General features: G+C 49.4%; 15 protein-coding genes, 2 tRNA genes and 1 rRNA gene. 17 read left to right on the forward strand and 1 reads right to left on the reverse strand.

The window, feature by feature from the left end:
* Nucleotides 1-3: 3 nt before the first annotated feature.
* From AC5YB3_RS14000 to lpxC, 12 genes are all read left to right on the forward strand, one after another.
* The gene (locus AC5YB3_RS14000) at nucleotides 4-1758 is read left to right on the forward strand and encodes a peptidoglycan glycosyltransferase FtsI (RefSeq protein WP_011982223.1); all 1755 of its coding nucleotides are present in this window, start codon (nucleotides 4-6) and stop codon (nucleotides 1756-1758) included.
* Nucleotides 1755-3254: a UDP-N-acetylmuramoyl-L-alanyl-D-glutamate--2,6-diaminopimelate ligase gene (murE, locus tag AC5YB3_RS14005; protein WP_494525542.1), complete on the forward strand. Its 1500-nt coding sequence runs from the start codon at nucleotides 1755-1757 to the stop codon at nucleotides 3252-3254. The genes AC5YB3_RS14000 and murE overlap by 4 nt, the downstream gene beginning before the upstream one ends.
* A complete protein-coding gene (locus AC5YB3_RS14010) occupies nucleotides 3251-4633 on the forward strand; it encodes a UDP-N-acetylmuramoyl-tripeptide--D-alanyl-D-alanine ligase (RefSeq protein WP_259521572.1) in 1383 nt (460 codons plus the stop codon). Before murE ends, AC5YB3_RS14010 begins: the two co-directional genes overlap by 4 nt.
* Nucleotides 4634-5716 (forward strand): phospho-N-acetylmuramoyl-pentapeptide-transferase, encoded by a 1083-nt coding sequence (mraY, locus tag AC5YB3_RS14015; protein WP_006079891.1) that lies wholly within the window; start codon nucleotides 4634-4636, stop codon nucleotides 5714-5716.
* A gap of 6 nt (nucleotides 5717-5722) precedes the next feature.
* The gene (gene murD / locus AC5YB3_RS14020; RefSeq protein ID WP_494525543.1) at nucleotides 5723-7042 is read left to right on the forward strand and encodes a UDP-N-acetylmuramoyl-L-alanine--D-glutamate ligase; all 1320 of its coding nucleotides are present in this window, start codon (nucleotides 5723-5725) and stop codon (nucleotides 7040-7042) included.
* Nucleotides 7032-8243, forward strand: coding sequence for a cell division protein FtsW (ftsW, locus tag AC5YB3_RS14025; protein WP_012586607.1), 1212 nt, complete (start codon nucleotides 7032-7034; stop codon nucleotides 8241-8243). The genes murD and ftsW overlap by 11 nt, the downstream gene beginning before the upstream one ends.
* Nucleotides 8243-9331 (forward strand): undecaprenyldiphospho-muramoylpentapeptide beta-N-acetylglucosaminyltransferase, encoded by a 1089-nt coding sequence (gene murG / locus AC5YB3_RS14030; RefSeq protein ID WP_006079894.1) that lies wholly within the window; start codon nucleotides 8243-8245, stop codon nucleotides 9329-9331. Before ftsW ends, murG begins: the two co-directional genes overlap by 1 nt.
* A gap of 2 nt (nucleotides 9332-9333) precedes the next feature.
* Entirely contained in the window at nucleotides 9334-10800 is a 1467-nt protein-coding gene (gene murC, locus AC5YB3_RS14035; protein ID WP_006079895.1) for a UDP-N-acetylmuramate--L-alanine ligase, read from the forward strand.
* A gap of 151 nt (nucleotides 10801-10951) precedes the next feature.
* Nucleotides 10952-11701: a cell division protein FtsQ/DivIB gene (locus tag AC5YB3_RS14040; protein WP_012586608.1), complete on the forward strand. Its 750-nt coding sequence runs from the start codon at nucleotides 10952-10954 to the stop codon at nucleotides 11699-11701.
* A complete protein-coding gene (gene ftsA, locus AC5YB3_RS14045) occupies nucleotides 11682-12917 on the forward strand; it encodes a cell division protein FtsA (RefSeq protein WP_006079897.1) in 1236 nt (411 codons plus the stop codon). The genes AC5YB3_RS14040 and ftsA overlap by 20 nt, the downstream gene beginning before the upstream one ends.
* A gap of 33 nt (nucleotides 12918-12950) precedes the next feature.
* On the forward strand, nucleotides 12951-14138 hold the full coding sequence (ftsZ, locus tag AC5YB3_RS14050) for a cell division protein FtsZ (protein WP_006079898.1): 1188 nt from the start codon (nucleotides 12951-12953) through the stop codon (nucleotides 14136-14138).
* A 180-nt stretch (nucleotides 14139-14318) separates the two neighbouring features.
* The gene (gene lpxC, locus AC5YB3_RS14055) at nucleotides 14319-15239 is read left to right on the forward strand and encodes a UDP-3-O-acyl-N-acetylglucosamine deacetylase (protein ID WP_011845621.1); all 921 of its coding nucleotides are present in this window, start codon (nucleotides 14319-14321) and stop codon (nucleotides 15237-15239) included.
* Between the two features lie 12 nt (nucleotides 15240-15251).
* Here the strand turns inward: lpxC and AC5YB3_RS14060 are convergent, their stop codons facing one another.
* Complete coding sequence (locus AC5YB3_RS14060; RefSeq protein ID WP_006086703.1) at nucleotides 15252-15698, reverse strand: DUF721 domain-containing protein; 447 nt, start codon at nucleotides 15696-15698, stop codon at nucleotides 15252-15254.
* A gap of 27 nt (nucleotides 15699-15725) precedes the next feature.
* On the opposite strand from AC5YB3_RS14060, the gene AC5YB3_RS14065 reads away from it, so the two are divergent.
* The 5 genes from AC5YB3_RS14065 to AC5YB3_RS14085 all read left to right on the forward strand — a co-directional run bounded on the left by AC5YB3_RS14065 (nucleotide 15726) and on the right by AC5YB3_RS14085 (nucleotide 22059).
* Nucleotides 15726-16625, forward strand: coding sequence for a M23 family metallopeptidase (locus AC5YB3_RS14065; RefSeq protein WP_006079901.1), 900 nt, complete (start codon nucleotides 15726-15728; stop codon nucleotides 16623-16625).
* 60 nt (nucleotides 16626-16685) lie between these two features.
* Entirely contained in the window at nucleotides 16686-19412 is a 2727-nt protein-coding gene (secA, locus tag AC5YB3_RS14070; protein ID WP_011982229.1) for a preprotein translocase subunit SecA, read from the forward strand.
* Between the two features lie 712 nt (nucleotides 19413-20124).
* A 16S ribosomal RNA gene (locus AC5YB3_RS14075) occupies nucleotides 20125-21669 on the forward strand.
* A gap of 99 nt (nucleotides 21670-21768) precedes the next feature.
* A tRNA-Ile gene (locus AC5YB3_RS14080) sits at nucleotides 21769-21845 on the forward strand.
* Nucleotides 21846-21983: 138 nt separating this feature from the next.
* Nucleotides 21984-22059 (forward strand) — tRNA-Ala (locus AC5YB3_RS14085).
* Nucleotides 22060-22184: the final 125 nt, after the last annotated feature.

The following is a 22184-nucleotide window of genomic DNA, read 5'->3' on the forward strand; positions in this document are numbered from 1 at the left end:
GATATGACTAGGCAAGCGAAAATCAAACGGGTAAGCAAACCGCAGAAACCACAACTAATCCATTGGCGTTTATACGTAGTGGTGGGGTTTGTGTGTACGCTATTTTGCAGCCTAGTGGGACGCGCGGCCTACATTCAAATTATCGAGCCTGACAAATTACGCCATGAAAGCGATATGCGTACCTTACGGACCACGAGCCGTGAGGTGCAGCGTGGTTTGATCACCGATCGCAATGGCGACATGTTGGCCGTCAGTGTGCCAGTGCGTGCCGTTTGGGCCGATCCTAAACAAGTTAACGATAACAATGGTTTTGCGGATATGCGTCGCTGGCAAGCTTTAGCTGATGTGTTGCATGAACCCGTAGAAGACATATTAGATCGGGTGCGCAGTAATCCCACCAAACGCTTTACCTACTTGAAACGCCAAATTACCCCTGCGGTTGCGGATTACATTACTCAGCTGAAATTACCCGGTGTTTTCCTCAAATCTGAATCCCGCCGCTATTACCCTGGTGGTGAAATCACTGCTCAGCTTATCGGTATCACAAACATTGATGATGTTGGGATTGAAGGCGTAGAAAATGCTTATAACAGCTGGCTAACGGGCACGCCTTCAAAACAGAAAGTGCGTAAATCCCGCGATGGTCATGTGGTTGAGCGGCTGGATATCATCCAAGAAGGCGAAAGCCCGAATGATCTTGTGCTCAGCATAGATCAACGGATTCAGCAGTTAGCGTACCGCGAGCTGAAACGCACCACAGAAATGAACCAAGCGACCTCAGGTTCCATCGTCGTACTCGATATTCATACTGGTGAAGTCTTGGCGATGGTGAATACGCCATCGTACAACCCCAATGCGCGCGACAATCTGCAAACCTTCAGAATGCGTAATCGCGCTATGACAGATACCTTCGAGCCAGGTTCGACCATTAAGCCCTTTGTAGTTGCTGCGGCGCTTGAAGCGGGCACAGTTAAATCGACCGACATTATTGCAACTTCACCGGGTTGGATGCGTTTAGGCGGCCGCCAAGTGCGCGACCCTGCCAACTACGGCGACATGAGTTTGGCGCGTATTCTGGCTAAATCCAGTAACGTCGGCATCAGTAAATTGGCCTTGTCTATTCCGGTGCAGCAGTTACTCGGCACCTATCAATCTATGGGACTTGGGAGTTTCTCAGGGATCAACCTTACGGGTGAAAGCGCGGGGGTTATTCAAGACCGCCACCGTTGGTCTGACTTTGAGCGCGCCACCTTGTCCTTCGGTTACGGTTTAACGGCAACCACACTGCAACTTGCGCGCATGTATGCCACTTTAGGCAATGGCGGCACCTTATTCCCCGTTTCAATTATGAAACTGAAAAAGCCCCCCATCGGTGAGCGAGTTATTTCTGAAGATGTGGCCCACGATGTGATGCAAATGCTGGTCGGCGTGACAGAAAAAGGCGGCACCGGCACCTTGGCACATATCGATGGTTATCCGGTTGCGGGTAAGTCAGGCACAAGTCGTAAGGCGGTTGCTGGCGGTTATGGTGATGATTATGTTGCTTTATTTGCGGGTGTTGCCCCGGCGAATAATCCTAAGTTAGCGATAGTGGTGGTCGTGAACGAGCCTAAGGGCGATCTCTATTATGGTGGTTCAGTGGCGGGGCCGGCATTTGCCAAAGTCATGTCTGGCGCACTGCAAATGTTAAACGTTGAACCCATTACCGATAAAGAACAAGTGCAATTGGCGGGTATCGCCGCCGGGAGAGCAGAATGATGTTATTACGGGATCTGCTCGCGCCTTGGCTGCATTATGCCGGCGCGCAGTCCTTCAACGATTTGACCCTAGATAGCCGCGCAATACGTCGCGGCGATGTGTTTTTGGCGCTGCCAGGACATAAGGTTGATGGCAGACAGTTTATTGAAAAAGCCTTAGATTTAGGTGCCGCAGCCGTATTAGTCCATACGGATGATGCTGATCAGCATGGCAAAGTGTTGCACAGAGATAATGCCGAGCACGGCGTGCAGATTTATTTCTTCCAGTTGAGTCGCCAAGTATCGGCCATCGCCGCCCAGCGTTATCCATTAGCGCATCAGTCTGCGACAACATCCCTTGGGGTGATTGGTATTACTGGAACTAATGGTAAGACCTCGACAAGCCAACTGATTGCCCAGCTGATAACGTCGCTCGGCCGCAAAGCCGCTGTGATGGGCACTCTTGGCAATGGTCTCTGGGGCGAGCTTGTCGATAGCGGCAATACCACAGCCGATGCGATCACCTTAATGCGTCAGTTGCATGACTTTGAAGCCCAAGGCGCGAGTGTCTGCGCCATGGAAGTGTCGAGCCACGGCTTAGTGCAAGGCCGCGTCGATGCAGTACCATTCGATGTTGCCGTGTTTACCAATCTGACGCGCGATCACCTCGATTACCACGGCGACATGGAAAGCTATGCCGCCGCTAAGCAAAGCCTATTTCGTTTCAACACCTTAGGTCACGGTTTATTGAATCTTGACGACGCGGTTGGTGCATCTTGGTTGACTGAACTTAAATCTGTGCCCGCGCAAATGTGGGGCTTTAGTATTGAAGGTCATCAAGCCGCGGCTTTTTATACTAAAAATGCCAAGTTTGACGATCAAGGTGTCAGTGCAACCTTAGTGTGGCCCGAGGACGAAACTGAAATTCACTCACCACTACTTGGTGCCTTTAATCTCTCTAATTTACTCGCGGCGCTCTCAGCCTTGTATCTGCAAGGTTTTGATATGAAAGCGTTAGCCGAGCAAGTGCAATACCTAACGCCCGTCGCAGGTCGTATGGAGCGTTTCACGACTGCGAATAACATCACCTTAGTGGTCGATTATGCCCATACACCAGATGCGATTGAACAAGCGTTAAACGCGCTACGTCGCCATTGTGCTGGTGATTTATGGTGCGTATTTGGCTGTGGTGGCGACCGTGATAAGGGCAAGCGTCCTTTGATGGGCAAAGCTGCAGAGCAATATGCCGACCGCATTATGGTGACCAGCGACAATGCGCGCAGTGAAGACCCCGCGCAAATTATTACCGATATTATCCAAGGGCTAACCCACCCTCAGCAGGCATTGACTCAGGTTGACCGTATCGCAGCAATTAAAGAGGTTGTGGCATTGGCTAAGCCTGGCGATGTGATCTTGCTTGCGGGCAAAGGCCACGAAACTTACCAAGAGGCGGCAGGTGTGCGTCATGACTATGATGAACGCGCTCTGGCACGCCAGTTATCGGAGCAATCAAGATGATCCCTCTTTCTCTCGAGACCCTAAGTCAACACTTAGGTACGTTTCGAGTCGGTGACGACGTCACCATCGAAGATTTAAGCAGTGATAGCCGCAAAATCGGCGCTGCAACCCTGTTTGTTGCCTTAAAGGGTGAGCGTTTTGATGGCCATGATTTTGCTGCTACCGCTATTGAGAATGGCGCCGCGGCGTTAATGGTCGAGCGCGAATTAGCCTTTGATATTCCGCAGCTGATTGTGCCAGATTGCCAAAAAGCCATGGGCGCGATAGGGGCTTATGTCCGTGACCAAATCAATCCGATTTGCGTGGCGTTAACAGGTTCAAACGGCAAGACCAGCGTGAAGGAAATGATCGCGACCATTCTGTCGGCAAAGCATCAAATCCTCTATACCGCTGGTAACTTCAATAATGAAATCGGTGTGCCGCTTACCTTGCTGCGTTTAACGCCAGCGGATGAGTTTGGGATATTCGAGCTCGGGGCTAACCATAAAGGTGAAATTGATTACACCTCGGGACTCGTGCGTCCGAACGTGGCGCTGGTGAATAACGTCGGCAGTGCCCATTTAGAAGGATTTGGATCGCAAGCGGGGGTCGCGCAGGCTAAGTCGGAAATTTTTAATCATCTGCAGGCCGATGGCACCGCCATCATCAACGCCGATGATGCCTTCGCCGATTTTATGAGCGTTAAGGCAAGACCTTATAAGCAACTGAGTTTCTCCCAGCAAGATGGCGCCGCTAAACGTCATATCGATGTCATCGCTACAGGTCATAAGGCCAATGCCGATGGCTGCTATCGTTTTATGCTCAATTATTTAGGTGAATCTTGCCAAGTAGTCTTGCCACTGGCGGGCCGCCATCAGGTGAGTAATGCTCTCGCCGCTGCAAGTGTTTGTATTGCCTTGGGATTAAGTTTGACAGAGATCGCCGAAGGCTTAAGCCAATTAACGCCAGTTAAAGGGCGCATGCAGCCGAGTCAATTGGGACGCGTACGTCTAATCGACGATAGCTATAACGCGAATCCTGTGTCCGTTGGGGCGGCAATCGCTTGGTTAAAGGAAATTTCTGAAAATCGCTGTCTGGTACTGGGAGATTTAGGAGAATTAGGCGACAATGCGCCCCTTTTACACGCTGAACTAGGGCAACTGGCCAAGCAACAGGGGATAGATGCCTTGTTTTGCACCGGAACGTTAAGTCAGCACACGAGCCAAGCTTTCGGTGCGGAGCACTATGACAGTGTGGCGACGTTAGTAGAAGAACTCATAAAGCATATTAACCAGTTACCGGGACAGGTAACGGTTCTCGTTAAAGGTTCACGTAGCGCCGCCATGGAGCGGGTCGTGGATGGACTAACAGTAGCCTTCGGGCGTGGGGAGTTAGTGTAAATGCTGGTATATCTGGCCGAGTATTTAACCCGTTTTCATACCGGGTTTAACGTGTTTTCCTATGTGACGTTTCGAGCCATTTTAGGCTTATTGACCGCATTGGTTTTTAGCTTATGGTTTGGCCCTAAACTGATTGAACGTTTGCAATTACTGCAAATTGGTCAGGTCGTGCGTAACGATGGTCCAGAATCACATTTTAGTAAGCGTGGCACGCCGACTATGGGTGGCTTGCTCATATTAGCTGCTATCTTCATCAGCGTTTTGCTGTGGGGCGATCTCGGTAGCCGCTATGTGTGGGTGATGTTGTTTGTGCTCGGCAGTTTCGGTTTGATCGGCTTTATCGACGATTACCGCAAAGTGGTGCGTAAAGACACTAAAGGTTTGATCGCGCGCTGGAAGTACATTCTGCAATCTTTAGCTGCGCTGCTCATTGCTTTTTTCCTGTATGCCACAGCGGCAAATCCAGGTGAAACTCAGTTAGTGGTGCCTTTCTTTAAAGACGTGATGCCGCAACTTGGCGCCGTATTTATCGTATTGGCGTACTTCACGATTGTGGGTTCGAGCAATGCGGTGAACTTAACCGACGGCCTAGACGGTTTGGCAATTATGCCGACGGTAATGGTCGCGGCGGCGTTTGCCTTGATAGCTTATTTATCGGGTCACGCGCAGTTTGCGAACTACTTACATATTCCGCATTTACCCGGTTCGGGTGAGCTTGTGATTGTCTGTACCGCCATTGTCGGTGCGGGTCTGGGCTTTTTGTGGTTCAACACTTACCCTGCGCAAGTCTTCATGGGCGATGTGGGTTCACTGTCATTAGGTGCTGCACTGGGCACGATCGCAGTGCTCGTTCGCCAAGAGATTTTGTTAGTGATCATGGGCGGTGTGTTCGTGATGGAAACCCTGTCAGTCATTCTGCAGGTGGGTTCGTATAAGTTACGTGGCCAGCGTATTTTCCGCATGGCGCCGATACACCATCACTATGAGTTAAAAGGTTGGCCTGAACCTCGGGTGATAGTGCGTTTTTGGATTATCTCGATATTCCTCGTCTTACTTGGCTTAGCCACGTTGAAGTTAAGGTAATTGGTTATGCAAAATCAGTATTCACACATAGTGTTAGGTTTAGGGGCAACGGGTTTGTCCGTCGTACGCTATTTGTGTGGAAAGGGCATTACGCCATTGGTGATGGACAGTCGTCGGCAGCCTCCTGGCGCCGAAACATTAGCGACGTCTTTTCCTGATGTGAAGCTGATTTCTGGCGGATTCGATTGCCGTTATCTCGTGCAAGCGACGCAGATCATTATCAGTCCCGGCATTGCCACTTATACCCCAGAGGTGCGTGCCGCTGTGGATATGGGCATCGAAGTGATTGGCGATGTGGAGCTATTTGCCCGTGAGATTGCTGACCGTAAACCTTGCGTTATCGGTATTACTGGCTCTAACGGTAAATCAACTGTCACTACGCTTGTGGGCGAAATGGCAAGGGAAGCGGGTATTGCCGTTGCCGTTGGTGGCAATATAGGTGTGCCTGCGCTGGATCTACTGCATGAAAATGCCGACTTGTTTGTGCTTGAGTTGTCGAGCTTTCAATTGGAAACCACCCATAGCCTTAAGTGTGTGGTGGCGACCTGTTTGAATATCAGCGAAGACCACATGGATAGATACAGCGATATCGCTGCCTACCGCGAAGCTAAATTACGTTTATACAAACAAAGCCGCGCCGTGCTGTTTAATCGCGACGATAAACTGACCGTACCGCCAGAGCCAATGAACCAAAACAGTTTTGGTTTAGCTGCGCCAGAAGCGGACGAATGGGGCATCAGCGACAGCAAGATTTTTCACGGCAGCAGCGAAATCATGCCGATCACAGAAGTCTCCCTGATTGGCAGTCATAACCATGCCAACCTACTCGCAGCAATGGCGCTTGTGGATGTTGTCGGTGTTGATAAGCAGGTTATGGCGAAAGTGGCGCGTAGCTTTACCGGCTTATCCCATCGCTGTGAAGTGGTTGGGATTAAGAATGGCGTGACCTATGTCAATGACTCAAAAGCGACGAACGTCGGCGCCACAGTTGCCGCGCTCGATGGTTTGAGTGATCACTTAGGCGATATTATTTTGATTGCTGGCGGTGACGGTAAAGGTGCTGATTTTAAACCTTTAGGCGTGGCGTTAGCGAAAGTGACACATCTCATTACCTTAGGTCGTGATGGCAAAAAGATTGCCGCTTTAAAAGACGGCGCGGTCAGAGTCGAGACTATGGCGGCTGCGGTGGCTAAAGCCGCTGAATTGGCGACCTCTGGCGATATCGTTTTATTGTCGCCAGCCTGCGCCAGTTTAGATATGTACAGTAACTTTATGGCTCGAGGTGACGATTTTAGAAACCTTGTGGAGCAACTCAATGGCGAGTGATGTAAGACAACTCAGCCTATTTGGGCGTTTGCGTTCAGCAATGCCCAATTGGCAACGTGATACCGAAGTGCCGGGCGTGCAATTGTACGACCGCGCCTTGCTCGCGGCTGTGTTGTCTTTGATTGGCTTTGGCTTTGTGATGGTGATGTCGGCCTCAATGCCAGAAGCGCAAACGCTCACGGGTAACCCGTTTTATTTTATGACTCGCCATGTGGGTTATTTAGTGGGTTGCTTAGTCATTGCGGCATTTGTATTAAGAGTTGAAATGCAAACTTGGCAGCGCTGGAGCCCCATGTTGCTATTGGTTGTGGGCTTGATGTTACTGGCGGTTTTAGTGGTCGGTACTACGGTAAACGGCGCGACGCGTTGGTTATCGATAGGCCCAATACGCATCCAAGTGGCGGAAGTCGCTAAGTTTGCCTTTGCCATCTACATGGCGGGCTATTTAGTGCGTCGTCATCAGGAAGTGCGCGAGAACGCTAAGGGTTTCTATAAACCGATTGCGGTATTTGCCATTTACGCTGTGCTGATTTTGATGCAGCCCGACTTAGGGACGGTTGTGGTGTTGTTCGTCGGTACCGTTGGCCTGCTGTTTTTAGCAGGGGCACGTTTACTCGACTTCTTCGCCCTGATTTTTGCCGGTGTGTTGGCGTTTGTGGCTTTGGTATTGTTAGAACCTTACCGTATGCGCCGGGTGACATCGTTTATGGATCCTTGGCAAGATCCCTTCGGTAGCGGTTACCAGTTGACGCAATCTTTGATGGCCTATGGCCGTGGCGATTGGTTCGGCCAAGGGCTGGGCAACAGTATTCAGAAATTAGAATATCTGCCCGAAGCGCACACTGACTTTATCTTCGCCGTGATCGGCGAGGAATTAGGTTTTATCGGCATTATTGCCGTGTTATCTGTGCTGCTGTTTGTGGCGCTGAGATCGATTCGTTTGGGCAATTTGTGCTTAGCCATGGATAAGCCCTTCGAAGGTTATTTAGGTTACGCCATTGGTATTTGGGTGTGTTTCCAGACTGTGGTTAATGTCGGCGCGAGTATCGGCATGTTACCGACCAAAGGACTGACATTGCCTTTTATCAGCTACGGCGGCAGTAGTTTATGGGTCATGACGGCGGCAGCCATGATGTTGCTACGCATTGATTACGAACGGCGCATGACATTAGTTCAGGCCGTGCAAGGGAGATTGAAGTGATGACCCCAGCAGGAAAACGTATTTTAGTCATGGCGGGTGGTACGGGAGGACATGTGTTCCCGGCGCTGGCAGTGGCTAAGTATCTAGCTCAACAGGGTTGGCAAGTGCGTTGGTTAGGCACGGCCGATCGTATGGAGGCGCGTTTAGTGCCCCAGTATGGATTTGATATTGATTTCATTGATATCAAAGGTGTGCGCGGCAATGGTTTGATACGTAAACTCGCGGCGCCCTTTAAAGTGGTGCGCTCAATATTGCAGGCTAAGGCCGTGATTGCTGAGTTTAAACCCGATGTCGTGCTTGGCATGGGCGGATTCGCCAGTGGCCCAGGTGGTGTGGCGGCAAGATTAGCCGGTATTCCATTGGTACTGCATGAGCAAAATGCCATCCCAGGGATGACGAACAAGTTGTTGTCGCGGATTGCGACGCAAGTGTTATGTGCCTTTAAAAATACCTTTACCACAGTGAAGGCCAAGGTTGTTGGTAATCCGATTCGCCAAGAATTGATTGCCTTAGGCGCAGAACCAAAGCCAGAGGCTGATGAAGCCTTAAAAGTATTAGTTGTCGGTGGCAGCCTTGGCGCCAAAGTCTTTAACGATCTGATGCCTGAAGCGGTTGCGATTCTGAGTCAGCAGCAGTCCGTTACGGTATGGCATCAAGTGGGTAAAGATAATCTTGCGGGCGTGAAGGCGGCTTATCAGCAACATGGGCAAGATGGCGGCGTGAATATCGCCGAGTTTATCGACGACATGGAAGCCGCTTATCGCTGGGCTGATGTGGTATTGTGCCGCGCCGGTGCGCTGACGGTGTCTGAGTTAGCGGCGGTGGGGCTACCGAGTATTCTGGTGCCTTATCCCCATGCGGTGGATGATCACCAAACCCGTAACGGTCAAGTATTGGTTGAGGCTGGCGCAGCTTTCCTATTGCCACAGGCCATCTTGGACGTGAATAAACTGGCGGGCAAATTACAACTGCTCGCCAATGACAGAACAGAATTAGCCCGTATGGGCCAAAGAGCGAGAGACGTTGCCGTACTGGATGCGACTGAACAAGTTGCCGCAGTGTGCATCAGCCTTGCTGAGAAAGGATAAGCATGACTAAGACAGAAAGATATGCACAACTGAGAAGCATGATCCCAGAAATGCGCCGTATTAAGCGTATTCACTTCGTCGGCATTGGCGGCGCGGGCATGGGCGGGATCGCCGAAGTGTTAGTGAACGAAGGCTATCAGGTGAGTGGTTCGGATATCGCGCAAAATGCCGTGACCGATAGATTGTGTTTGCTCGGTGCCAAGATCCAAATTGGTCATGCTGCCGAAAACGTGCAGCAAGTGGATGTGGTCGTGGTCTCCACGGCGATTAATCTGGAAAACCCAGAAATCCTTGCTGCCAAAGAATTACGTATTCCTATCGTGCGTCGCGCCGAAATGCTAGCCGAGTTGATGCGTTACCGTCATGGTGTGGCGATTGCCGGCACCCATGGTAAAACGACGACAACGAGCCTTATCGCCAGCGTTTACGGTCAAGCGGGACGGGATCCTACCTTCGTGATTGGTGGCTTGCTCAATAGTGCCGGTACCAACGCCAGATTAGGCACCAGCCGTTACTTGATTGCCGAGGCCGATGAGAGCGATGCGAGCTTCCTGCATTTGCAGCCAATGGTCAGTGTGGTGACTAACATTGAAGCTGATCATATGGATACCTATGGCGGTGATTTCGAAAAATTGAAATCGACCTTCGTGGATTTCCTACATAACTTGCCGTTCTACGGTGTCGCAGTTGTGTGTATCGACGATGCTGTAGTGCGTGAAATCATGCCGCGGATTGGTCGTCAACTCGTGACCTACGGTTTTAGTGACGATGCGGACGTGCAAGCGCTGAATTTCAGTCAGCAAGGCCATCAGTGTCGTTTCACTGTAAGACGTAAAGGCAAAGCTGATCTCGATCTGGTGCTTAACTTGCCGGGTCAACATAACGTGCTTAATGCCTTGGCTGCGATTGCGGTCGCGACCGAAGATGAAATCGACGACAGCGCCATTACTCAGGCATTAGTGGAGTTCCAAGGCATAGGCCGTCGTTTCCAACACTTGGGCAAGTTTGCTACGCCCAAGGGCGAAGTTATGTTAGTTGATGATTATGGCCATCACCCCAGTGAAGTCGCCGCGACCATTAAAGCAGCCCGTGCAGGTTGGCCAGACAAGCGTCTCGTTATGGCGTATCAGCCACACAGATACACACGTACCCGTGATTTGTATGAAGACTTTGTTGAAGTGTTATCCCAAGTGGATTGTTTACTGTTGCTCGATGTTTATAGTGCGGGTGAAGCGCCGATCACAGGTGCCGATGGCCGAGCTTTATGTCGCTCAATTCGCCTGCGTGGCCAGTTAGATCCGATCTTTATCGCCAGTCCTGATCAGCTCGCAGAAGTCTTGCCCGATGTATTGCAAGAAGGGGATTTATTACTCACCCAAGGTGCAGGTAATATTGGCGCCCTGTCGCGATTGTTAGCGACGACAGAATTGGGCTTTGCCGTTGCGGAATTACCTGCGCAAGCAAGCTGATCTTTAGCGCTTGATCTGCGAGGAAAAGGAAATTTTGACCAAAGGATTTTGGTCTATATAATGGCCGGTTTTCTGTGGTTTTTAATGAGTGTCGTTAAAGGTGGAATGAAGCGTGTCTTGGAGTGATAAGAGGCGGCACTGGCGGGCAAGAATGTCACGGGTTAATTGGTATCTGTGGAGCGGGGCTGGCTTTTTATTCTTCATCGTGGCCAGTTTTGTATTTGGTGGATACCAGTTACATAAGTTTTTAAATGATGCCAGCACCTTGCCGATAGAGGCCGTTGCCATCAAAGGTGAGCGGGCTTACACCACAGATAAAGATATACAAGTGGCACTTCAGGATTTAATGCAGCGGAGTTTTTTTAGTGCTGACATCACCTTAGTGCAACAGGCGTTAGAAGACTTACCTTGGGTGTATCGCGCGTCGGTAAGACGTGAGTGGCCAGCGAAACTCAGGGTGTATTTGCAAGAGCAGCAGCCGGCGGCCCATTGGAATGGTGACTCCTGGTTGAATGTGCATGGTGAAGTGTTTGAAGCGCCATCGCATCCAGAGCTGGAGCATTTACCGCAGTTATCTGGGCCAGACGATATGGGCCTTGAGGTGTTGACTGTCTATGCACAGATCAACTCCCTGTTAAAGATTAATGGCTTTACCTTAGCCAGTTTGTATTTGACGCCACGACATGCGTGGCACGCGACCTTAGGAAACGGCATCGTTTTAGATTTAGGTCGAGAAGATAAAATTGCACGGATACAGCGATTTATTACTGTTTATCCGGTTTTGGCGAAACAAGAGAAATCCGTTGCCAGAGTAGATTTGCGCTACGACACAGGGTTGGCCGTAGGCTGGGGCGATGCACAAACAAGAGAGCCGATAATTAATGATCAAAAACCAAGATAGAAACCTTATCGTCGGATTGGACATAGGAACCTCTAAGGTCGCAGTGATCATAGGCGAAGTTCTGCCCGATGGCGAAATCAGCATAGTCGGCCTTGGTAACCATCCCTCAAGGGGCATGGATAAAGGTGGCGTGAACGATTTAGATTCGATCGTTCGCAGTGTGCAACGTGCGCTCGATCAAGCGGAATTAATGGCGGATTGCCAAGTGTCATCGGTTTACCTGAGCATCTCTGGTAAACACATCGCCTGCCAAAACGAAAACGGCATGGTCTCGATCAACGATGAAGAAGTGACACAGGAAGACGTTGATAACGTGATCCACACGGCTCGCTCGGTGAAGATCCCGACCGAACGTCGCATCTTGCATGTGCTGCCACAGGAATATGCGATCGACGTGCAAGACGGCATTCGCAGCCCAATCGGTATGTCTGGCATGCGTATGGAAGCCAAGGTACACATAGTGACCTGCGCCAATGATATGGCGAAGAACATCACTAAGAGCGTTGAGCGTTGTGGCCTTAAGGTCGACGACTTAGTGTTCTCGGGGATTGCTTCGGCCGATGCCGTGCTGACCTTCGATGAGAAAGACTTAGGTGTGTGTATCGTCGATATCGGCGGTGGCACCACAGATATTGCTGTATATACCAACGGCGCCTTGCGTCATTGTGCGGTTGTGCCAGTTGCGGGCAACCAAGTGACCAACGACATTGCGAAGATTTTTCGCACGCCGTCGTCACATGCTGAACAAATTAAAGTGCAATTCGCCTGTGCGCGCAGCTCTATGGTGAGCCGCGAAGACAGTATCGAAGTGCCATCGGTAGGTGGACGTCCATCACGTAGCATGTCACGTCACACGCTCGCCGAAGTAGTAGAACCAAGATACCAAGAGCTGTTTGAGTTAGTACTTAAAGAGTTGAAAGATAGTGGATTAGAAGATCAAATCGCCGCAGGTATTGTGCTCACAGGTGGCACAGCGTCGATTCAAGGTGTGGTCGATATCGCGGAAGCGACGTTCGGCATGCCAGTTCGTGTAGCGTCACCGCTACCGATCAAAGGTTTATATGAATACGTGGACCAGTCTATTTACTCCACTGGAGTCGGACTGCTTCATTACGGTGCACGACGGGTGATCGAACGTCAGTTCGAACGTCCTGAGCGCCAAGGGGTAACTAGCGCTTGGAATCGGGTCCAAAGCTGGTTTAAGGGCGAATTTTAATTTTCATAACGCAGGCAACACGGAGATCAGACAATGTTTGAGATCATGGATACTCACTCAGACGACGCGGTGATTAAAGTCATCGGCGTTGGCGGCGGCGGCGGTAACGCTGTCGAACATATGGTCAAACACAACATTGAAGGTGTTGAGTTTATCGTTACCAATACAGACGCTCAGGCCCTGAGAAAATCAGGTGCAGGCTCAACGATTCAATTAGGACGCGATGTCACTAAAGGTCTCGGAGCAGGGGCAAACCCAGATGTGGGTCGTGCAGCAGCTGAAGAAGACCGCGAAAACATTCGCGCGGCGATCAAAGGCTCTGACATGATCTTTATCGCTGCCGGTATGGGCGGTGGTACAGGTACTGGTGCTGCACCAGTTGTTGCTCAAATCGCTCGCGAAGAAGGTATTCTGACCGTTGCGGTTGTGACTAAGCCTTTCCCATTCGAAGGGAAAAAGCGTATGGCTTATGCCGAGCAAGGTATTGCTGAGCTGGCTAAGCACGTGGATTCGTTAATCACGATTCCAAATGAAAAATTATTAAAAGTATTGGGCCGTGGCACTTCTTTACTCGATGCGTTCGCCGCAGCGAATAACGTGTTACTTGGCGCGGTACAAGGTATTGCCGAGCTTATCACTCGTCCAGGTCTAATTAACGTCGACTTCGCCGACGTGAAGACTGTGATGTCTGAAATGGGTAATGCCATGATGGGTACAGGCGTCGCTCGCGGTGAAGATCGTGCCGAAGAAGCGGCTGAAGCTGCTGTTGCCAGCCCATTATTAGAAGACATCGACTTAGCCGGTGCGCGTGGTGTGTTAGTTAACATCACTGCGGGTATGGACATGAGTATCGAAGAATTCGAAACGGTTGGTAATCACGTTAAGGCTTATGCCTCTGACAACGCGACTGTGGTTGTTGGTGCTGTCATTGACCCAGAAATGAGTGATGAGCTGCGTGTAACGGTTGTTGCTACGGGTATTGGTGCTGAAAAGCGTCCTGATATTCAATTGGTGTCTAAGCCTGCGCCTCGTCCAGAGCCAGTGGTTGTGGAACCAAAAGTCGAAGCCTATGTCGAAGAAGCGGTACATGTGAACTACGCTGCGCCAAAAGGCAACGTATTGCCAGCGGCACCACAGCCAGCGCCACAGCCTGCACCATCGACAAAGCATGAGTTGGATTATCTTGATATTCCAGCATTTTTGCGTAAGCAAGCCGACTAGCGATAGCGTTTGAGTCCAGCGTATATGTGAGGTGTTGTTCGTTTTGGGCAATACCACAGCATAGCTGCATTTGTGTGACATAATAAAGTTATGTTATTATGTTGAACCAGTGCGGCCAATTTGCCGACGCTGAGTGTACAAATATTAGGCTTTATAATTGGCATATAAACGGGTAACTGAATGATATTTCAAAGAACTGTTCAGAAAATGGTGAAAACTACTGGTGTCGGATTGCATTCTGGCAACAAGGTCACTTTGAGCATAATGCCCGCGCCCGTTAATTCAGGGATCGTACTCGTGCGCACTGATTTGAGTCCTGCCGTCGCCATTCCAGCGAAGGCGGAGCAAGTTCGTGAAACCACTATGTGTACGGCACTTGTCAATGACGAAGGTATTCGTATCTCGACCATTGAGCATTTATTTGCAGCACTTGCGGGTTTAGGCATAGATAACGCCGTAATCGAAGTGGACGCGCCTGAAATTCCTATTATGGATGGCAGTGCGAGCCCATTTGTCTTCTTATTGCAGTCTGCGGGTATTAAAGAGCAGGCCGCACCTAAGAAGTACTTAAAGATTAAGCGCCCTGTGCGTGTTGAAGATGGCGACAAATGGGCCGAGCTGAAACCCTTTAAAGGTTTTAGAGTCAATTTTAAAATTGACTTCGCGCACCCAGAAATCGCTCGTAGCCAACAGCATGTGGTGATGGACTTTTCAACGTCTGCTTTCGTGAAAGATATCAGCCGCGCCCGTACTTTTGGGTTTATGCGTGATATCGAATATCTGCGAGCCAACAACCTAGCGTTGGGCGGCAGCATGGAAAACGCAGTTGTACTTGATGAATATCGCGTCCTTAATCCCGACGGCCTGCGTTATGAGGACGAATTTGTTAAGCACAAAATTCTAGATGCGTTTGGTGATTTATATGTGGCAGGACACGCTATTTTAGGTGAGTTCACTGCGTATAAAACCGGTCATGCACTGAACAACCAATTGGTGCGTGCTTTACTGGCGCAACAGGATGCGTGGGAGTTGGTCAGCTTTGAAAAAGAAGCCGATGTTCCCGTTAGCTTTACCGTGCCAGGTGGCGCTGTATTTGCTTAAAAAGCGGTGAGATTATTTATTACGGCTGGCCAATGAGGCCAGCCGTTTTAGTTTTTCGCCCAGTGAACCGCCAATATTTTCCGCTAATGCCGCAATATGCTCCGCTGCCGCAGGGCTTAATTCTTTGTGTCCCTGTTTAGGCTTTGCGTCATACATTGCTAATCTCGGGTTGACTTTAACTTCGATTGCGGTAAGGATTGGGAGCGTTTCTGCTTGAAGCTGCGCTAGTAGCTTCGGCTTTTGGAAATTAATTCGTGCAGCCCAGGCCGCCGAAGTGGTTTCAACCACAAGAACACCCTGGCGGAAATTAGCGACTTTTAGCTGCTCCGCAACAGGACCTGCGATAATCTGCTTCACATGATGATTCAGATACATAAGTAGTTCCGCTTTCTCAGCAAGGTCGGGTAATTTGCCCGATTGATGCAGTAATTGGCTGAGATCTTGAGGGGGCTTTTTCATATGATAATAAGATGGCTGAATTAGGCTATGAGTGTAACAGTATTTATTCAAGGTCGGAATGGCGTCACACGCTGGCAGCCCAGTAAACGCTGGTTGCTACTTCCAATACTATTGTTGGCCACTGGGTCCGGTATTTATCAACACAACTCAGCTCGATTTCAAGATCAGCAAGCCAGTGTCGATAACGATCGTCTCGTGCGCGAACAACAAAAGAAACAAGTCTTAGAGCTAAAAAGTGCTACCGAGTCTCAACTGGCTATGCTAGTGACTCATGTTGCACGTATGCAAGCCAAGATCACCCGTCTCGAAGCCTTAGGTCAACAGGTCGCCCAGCAGAACAAATTGGATGAAGATTTTGATTTCTCATCCGAAGTTGGTGTGGGTGGTTTGAGCGAATTAGGCACTAACATCGAGCTCGGACAGCTTATCGACGATATGGATAAGTTGGCATCACGAATTGACAATAATAATGTTCAGCTTTCACTACTTGAAACAGTGTCATCTAACCACCATATAGATGATGAACGTTATATATCAGGGATCCCACTCGATAAAGGTTGGTTATCGTCGCCCTACGGATTACGTAATGACCCTTTCAACGGTCGCAGGACTGTGCATAAGGGGATTGATTTTACCGGCCGAGAAGGGGCCAAAGTTGTTGCGACTGCTGCAGGCGTAGTAACTTGGGCTGGGAACATGTTCGGTTATGGCGAGTTGGTCGAAATAGACCATGGTAACGGTTTACATACGCGTTATGGCCATAATAAAGCTTTGTCAGTGACTGTAGGTGATGTGGTCGCAAAAGGCGATGCAATCGCCAGTATGGGAAGCACTGGGCGCTCAACTGGGGCTCATGTGCATTATGAAGTGTTGCGCGGCGGACAGCAGATAGATCCACAAAAGTTTGTCTACCGCAAAGCAAGTTAATTGAAACATTGGCTTCTAGTTTCCATCATGGACTTGGCCTACAGAGAATAAGTGATTCAGATGTTTGGTAAATTACTGACAAAAGTATTTGGTAGTCGCAACGACCGCACCCTTAAAGGGCTTCAAAAGATCGTTATTAGCATTAACGCACTAGAAGCTGATTATGAAAAATTAACCGATGAAGCTTTAAAAGCGAAAACCGCTGAGTTCCGTGAGCGTTTAGCTGCCGGCGCTTCATTAGATAGCATCATGGCTGAAGCGTTTGCTACAGTACGTGAAGCGTCTAAGCGCGTATTTGACATGCGCCACTTCGACGTACAGTTACTCGGTGGTATGGTACTCGACAGTAACCGTATTGCTGAGATGCGTACGGGTGAAGGTAAAACCTTAACGGCAACCTTGCCCGCTTACTTAAACGCATTGACGGGCAAAGGCGTTCACGTGATTACCGTGAACGATTACTTAGCACGTCGTGATGCCGAGAATAACCGCCCACTGTTTGAGTTCCTCGGTTTAACCGTCGGCATCAACGTGGCAGGTCTCGGTCAGCATGAAAAGAAAGCTGCTTACAACGCCGATATCACTTACGGTACCAACAACGAGTTTGGTTTCGATTATCTGCGCGATAACATGGCGTTTTCACCGCAAGAACGAGTACAACGCCCGTTGCACTACGCCCTAATCGATGAAGTGGATTCAATCTTAATCGACGAAGCGCGTACGCCGCTGATCATCTCTGGCGCCGCTGAAGATAGCTCTGAGCTATACATCAAGATCAACACCTTGATCCCAAATCTTATCCGTCAAGATAAAGAAGATACGGAAGAGTATGTGGGTGAGGGTGACTACAGCATCGATGAAAAAGCCAAACAAGTGCATTTCACCGAACGTGGTCAAGAAAAAGTAGAAAACCTGTTGATCGAGCGCGGCATGTTAGCCGAAGGCGACTCACTCTATTCTGCTGCAAATATTTCCCTATTACACCACGTCAACGCGGCGCTCCGTGCGCACACGCTGTTTGAGCGTGATGTGGATTACATAGTACAAGACAACGAAGTCATCATAGTCGATGAACACACTGGTCGTACTATGCCGGGTCGTCGTTGGTCAGAAGGCTTACATCAAGCTGTCGAAGCCAAAGAAGGCGTGCATATTCAAAACGAAAACCAAACATTGGCTTCAATTACCTTCCAGAACTACTTCCGTCAATATGAGAAGCTGGCAGGTATGACAGGTACAGCCGACACTGAAGCGTTCGAATTCCAACACATCTATGGATTAGACACAGTCGTTGTGCCGACTAACCGTCCAATGGTGCGTAAGGATATGGCGGATTTGGTTTACCTTACCGCCGATGAAAAATATCAAGCTATCATCAAAGACATTAAAGATTGCCGCGAACGTGGTCAGCCAGTATTGGTGGGTACAGTCTCAATCGAACAGTCTGAACTGTTAGCGCGCTTAATGGTGCAGGAAAAGATCCCGCACGAAGTCTTAAATGCTAAATTCCACGAACGAGAAGCTGAAATCGTCGCGCAAGCTGGCCGTACTGGTTCAGTGACCATTGCCACTAACATGGCAGGTCGTGGTACCGATATAGTGCTTGGCGGCAACTGGAACATGGAAATCGATGAACTCGATAATCCAACAGCTGAGCAAAAAGCTAAGATCAAAGCCGATTGGCAAATTCGTCATGATGAAGTCGTCGCCGCGGGTGGTTTGCACATCCTAGGTACCGAACGTCACGAATCACGCCGTATCGATAACCAGTTACGTGGTCGTGCGGGTCGTCAAGGTGACGCGGGTTCATCACGCTTCTACCTGTCGATGGAAGATAGCTTAATGCGTATCTTCGCCTCAGATCGTGTCTCTGGCATGATGAAAAAGCTGGGTATGGAAGAAGGCGAAGCTATCGAGCATCCATGGGTGTCTCGTGCAATCGAAAACGCTCAACGTAAAGTTGAAGCACGTAACTTCGATATCCGTAAGCAATTACTCGAATTTGATGACGTAGCTAACGATCAACGCCAAGTGGTTTACGCTCAGCGCAACGAGTTGATGGATGCGGAAAGTATTGAAGATACTATCCAAAACATTCAAGACGATGTGATTGGCGCGGTCATCGATCAGTATATTCCACCACAATCAGTAGAAGAGCTGTGGGATATCCCAGGTTTAGAGCAACGTCTACACCAAGAGTTTATGCTCAAACTACCTATCCAGGAATGGTTAGATAAAGAAGACGATCTGCATGAAGAGAGTCTACGTGAGCGTATTATCACTGCTTGGGGCGATGCGTATAAGGCAAAAGAAGAAATGGTTGGCGCGCAAGTGCTACGCCAGTTCGAGAAAGCCGTTATGCTACAAACGCTCGATGGTCTGTGGAAAGAACACTTAGCGGCGATGGACCATCTGCGTCAAGGTATCCACTTACGTGGTTACGCACAGAAAAATCCAAAGCAAGAATATAAGCGTGAGTCGTTTGAGTTATTCCAACAACTATTGAATACCTTGAAACACGACGTCATCAGTGTGCTGTCGAAAGTACAAGTTCAAGCTCAGTCAGATGTGGAAGAAATGGAAGCGCGTCGTCGTGAAGAAGATGCCAAGATCCAGCGCGACTATCAACACGCAGCGGCAGAGTCGCTTGTTGGCGGTGGTGATGAGCATGAAGCTGTCACTGCGCAAGCACCGATGATCCGTGATGGTGAGAAAGTGGGTCGTAACGATCCTTGTCCTTGTGGCTCAGGTCGCAAGTACAAACAATGTCACGGCAAGTTAAGTTAATCTGCTGACAGATTAAGCCTACTGAATAAGTAGAATAGAACGCACACTAAAGGCAACTTATCTAAGTTGCCTTTTTATTTCTTCTTTATATAGCTAATCGTCGTTATTCCCCATTGAACATCATTTCACTCTCATCGATAGCCATTAAAGCAAAGCCATCGCTGTAGAAAATTTAACCGTTAAAACCCATTTTGTGGATAAGTCTGAGGATAAAGTGGGGGTATTATGTGACTAACTGAAAGTATTAAAAAAAGATCCATTTTTCTCAAAAAAGCCCTTGCGGACTTTCTCAATCTCCCTATAATGCGCATCCACTGACACGGCAGACAGCGTAACGCAAGTTAAGTAAAGAAAGCCAAGCAGTTCATCGGTTAGCAAGCTAAACGATGAGTGTTGAGAAAGTTGAAAAAACTACTTGACGCACTAACGGGAATGCGTAGAATACGCAGCCCTGACCCGCTGAAAACTCAGTGTGTGGTCAACGCTCTTTAACAATTTATCAAGCAAATCTGTGTGGACACTCACAGGTGTTGAGTTAATCGAAACTGCTTAACCTTAGGGTTGGCAGTCAAAAATTTAAATCAACCAATTCTTTCACGAGAGTGATGAGTGTTCATAGCAATATGTACAAAGACTTACTACTTATTTTCGGATAAATAGGAGTCGAACAGAATTCGTTGAGCCGTTTGACGTAAGTCAAACAACAAAACTTTAATTGAAGAGTTTGATCATGGCTCAGATTGAACGCTGGCGGCAGGCCTAACACATGCAAGTCGAGCGGCAGCGGGAAGATAGTTTACTATCTTTGCCGGCGAGCGGCGGACGGGTGAGTAATGCCTAGGGATCTGCCCAGTCGAGGGGGATAACAGTTGGAAACGACTGCTAATACCGCATACGCCCTACGGGGGAAAGGAGGGGACCTTCGGGCCTTCCGCGATTGGATGAACCTAGGTGGGATTAGCTAGTTGGTGAGGTAATGGCTCACCAAGGCGACGATCCCTAGCTGTTCTGAGAGGATGATCAGCCACACTGGGACTGAGACACGGCCCAGACTCCTACGGGAGGCAGCAGTGGGGAATATTGCACAATGGGGGAAACCCTGATGCAGCCATGCCGCGTGTGTGAAGAAGGCCTTCGGGTTGTAAAGCACTTTCAGTAGGGAGGAAAGGTAATATTTTAATACGCTATTACTGTGACGTTACCTACAGAAGAAGGACCGGCTAACTCCGTGCCAGCAGCCGCGGTAATACGGAGGGTCCGAGCGTTAATCGGAATTACTGGGCGTAAAGCGTGCGCAGGCGGTTTGTTAAGCGAGATGTGAAAGCCCCGGGCTCAACCTGGGAATTGCATTTCGAACTGGCGAACTAGAGTCTTGTAGAGGGGGGTAGAATTCCAGGTGTAGCGGTGAAATGCGTAGAGATCTGGAGGAATACCGGTGGCGAAGGCGGCCCCCTGGACAAAGACTGACGCTCAGGCACGAAAGCGTGGGGAGCAAACAGGATTAGATACCCTGGTAGTCCACGCCGTAAACGATGTCTACTCGGAGTTTGGTGTCTTGAACACTGGGCTCTCAAGCTAACGCATTAAGTAGACCGCCTGGGGAGTACGGCCGCAAGGTTAAAACTCAAATGAATTGACGGGGGCCCGCACAAGCGGTGGAGCATGTGGTTTAATTCGATGCAACGCGAAGAACCTTACCTACTCTTGACATCCACGGAATTCGCTAGAGATAGCTTAGTGCCTTCGGGAACCGTGAGACAGGTGCTGCATGGCTGTCGTCAGCTCGTGTTGTGAAATGTTGGGTTAAGTCCCGCAACGAGCGCAACCCCTATCCTTATTTGCCAGCACGTAATGGTGGGAACTCTAGGGAGACTGCCGGTGATAAACCGGAGGAAGGTGGGGACGACGTCAAGTCATCATGGCCCTTACGAGTAGGGCTACACACGTGCTACAATGGCGAGTACAGAGGGTTGCAAAGCCGCGAGGTGGAGCTAATCTCACAAAGCTCGTCGTAGTCCGGATTGGAGTCTGCAACTCGACTCCATGAAGTCGGAATCGCTAGTAATCGTGGATCAGAATGCCACGGTGAATACGTTCCCGGGCCTTGTACACACCGCCCGTCACACCATGGGAGTGGGCTGCAAAAGAAGTGGGTAGCTTAACCTTCGGGGGGGCGCTCACCACTTTGTGGTTCATGACTGGGGTGAAGTCGTAACAAGGTAGCCCTAGGGGAACCTGGGGCTGGATCACCTCCTTACCTATACGACTAACTTAATGTTTGTTGAGTGTTCACACAGATTTGCTTGATAGAAGAAAGAGTAAAAGATAAACCTAGTTAAATAGGTTCATCAAAGATGGGTCTGTAGCTCAGCTGGTTAGAGCGCACCCCTGATAAGGGTGAGGTCGGTGGTTCAAGTCCACTCTGACCCACCAAATCTTCGTTCTCCTTTGTTAAATTAACACTCGTTTAGTGAACTAAACGTCGCGTTAATTTACCGCGGATAACTTGATTTGGCAAACCAATCCTTTTAGAGGTTTGGAACATCTTACTTACTCGCACTGCATGTAAATGGGGCTATAGCTCAGCTGGGAGAGCGCCTGCCTTGCACGCAGGAGGTCTGCGGTTCGATCCCGCATAGCTCCACCATTTACACCTTATTCTGACTTTATTGCAAAGTAATAAGGCATATGCACTATGGATAGAGATGCCAAAGATAAACTTAAAAATTATCTTTGGCTTTTTTAAGCCCGCTCTTTAACAATTTGGAAAGC

Source organism: Shewanella sp. 1311, from assembly GCF_059338235.1.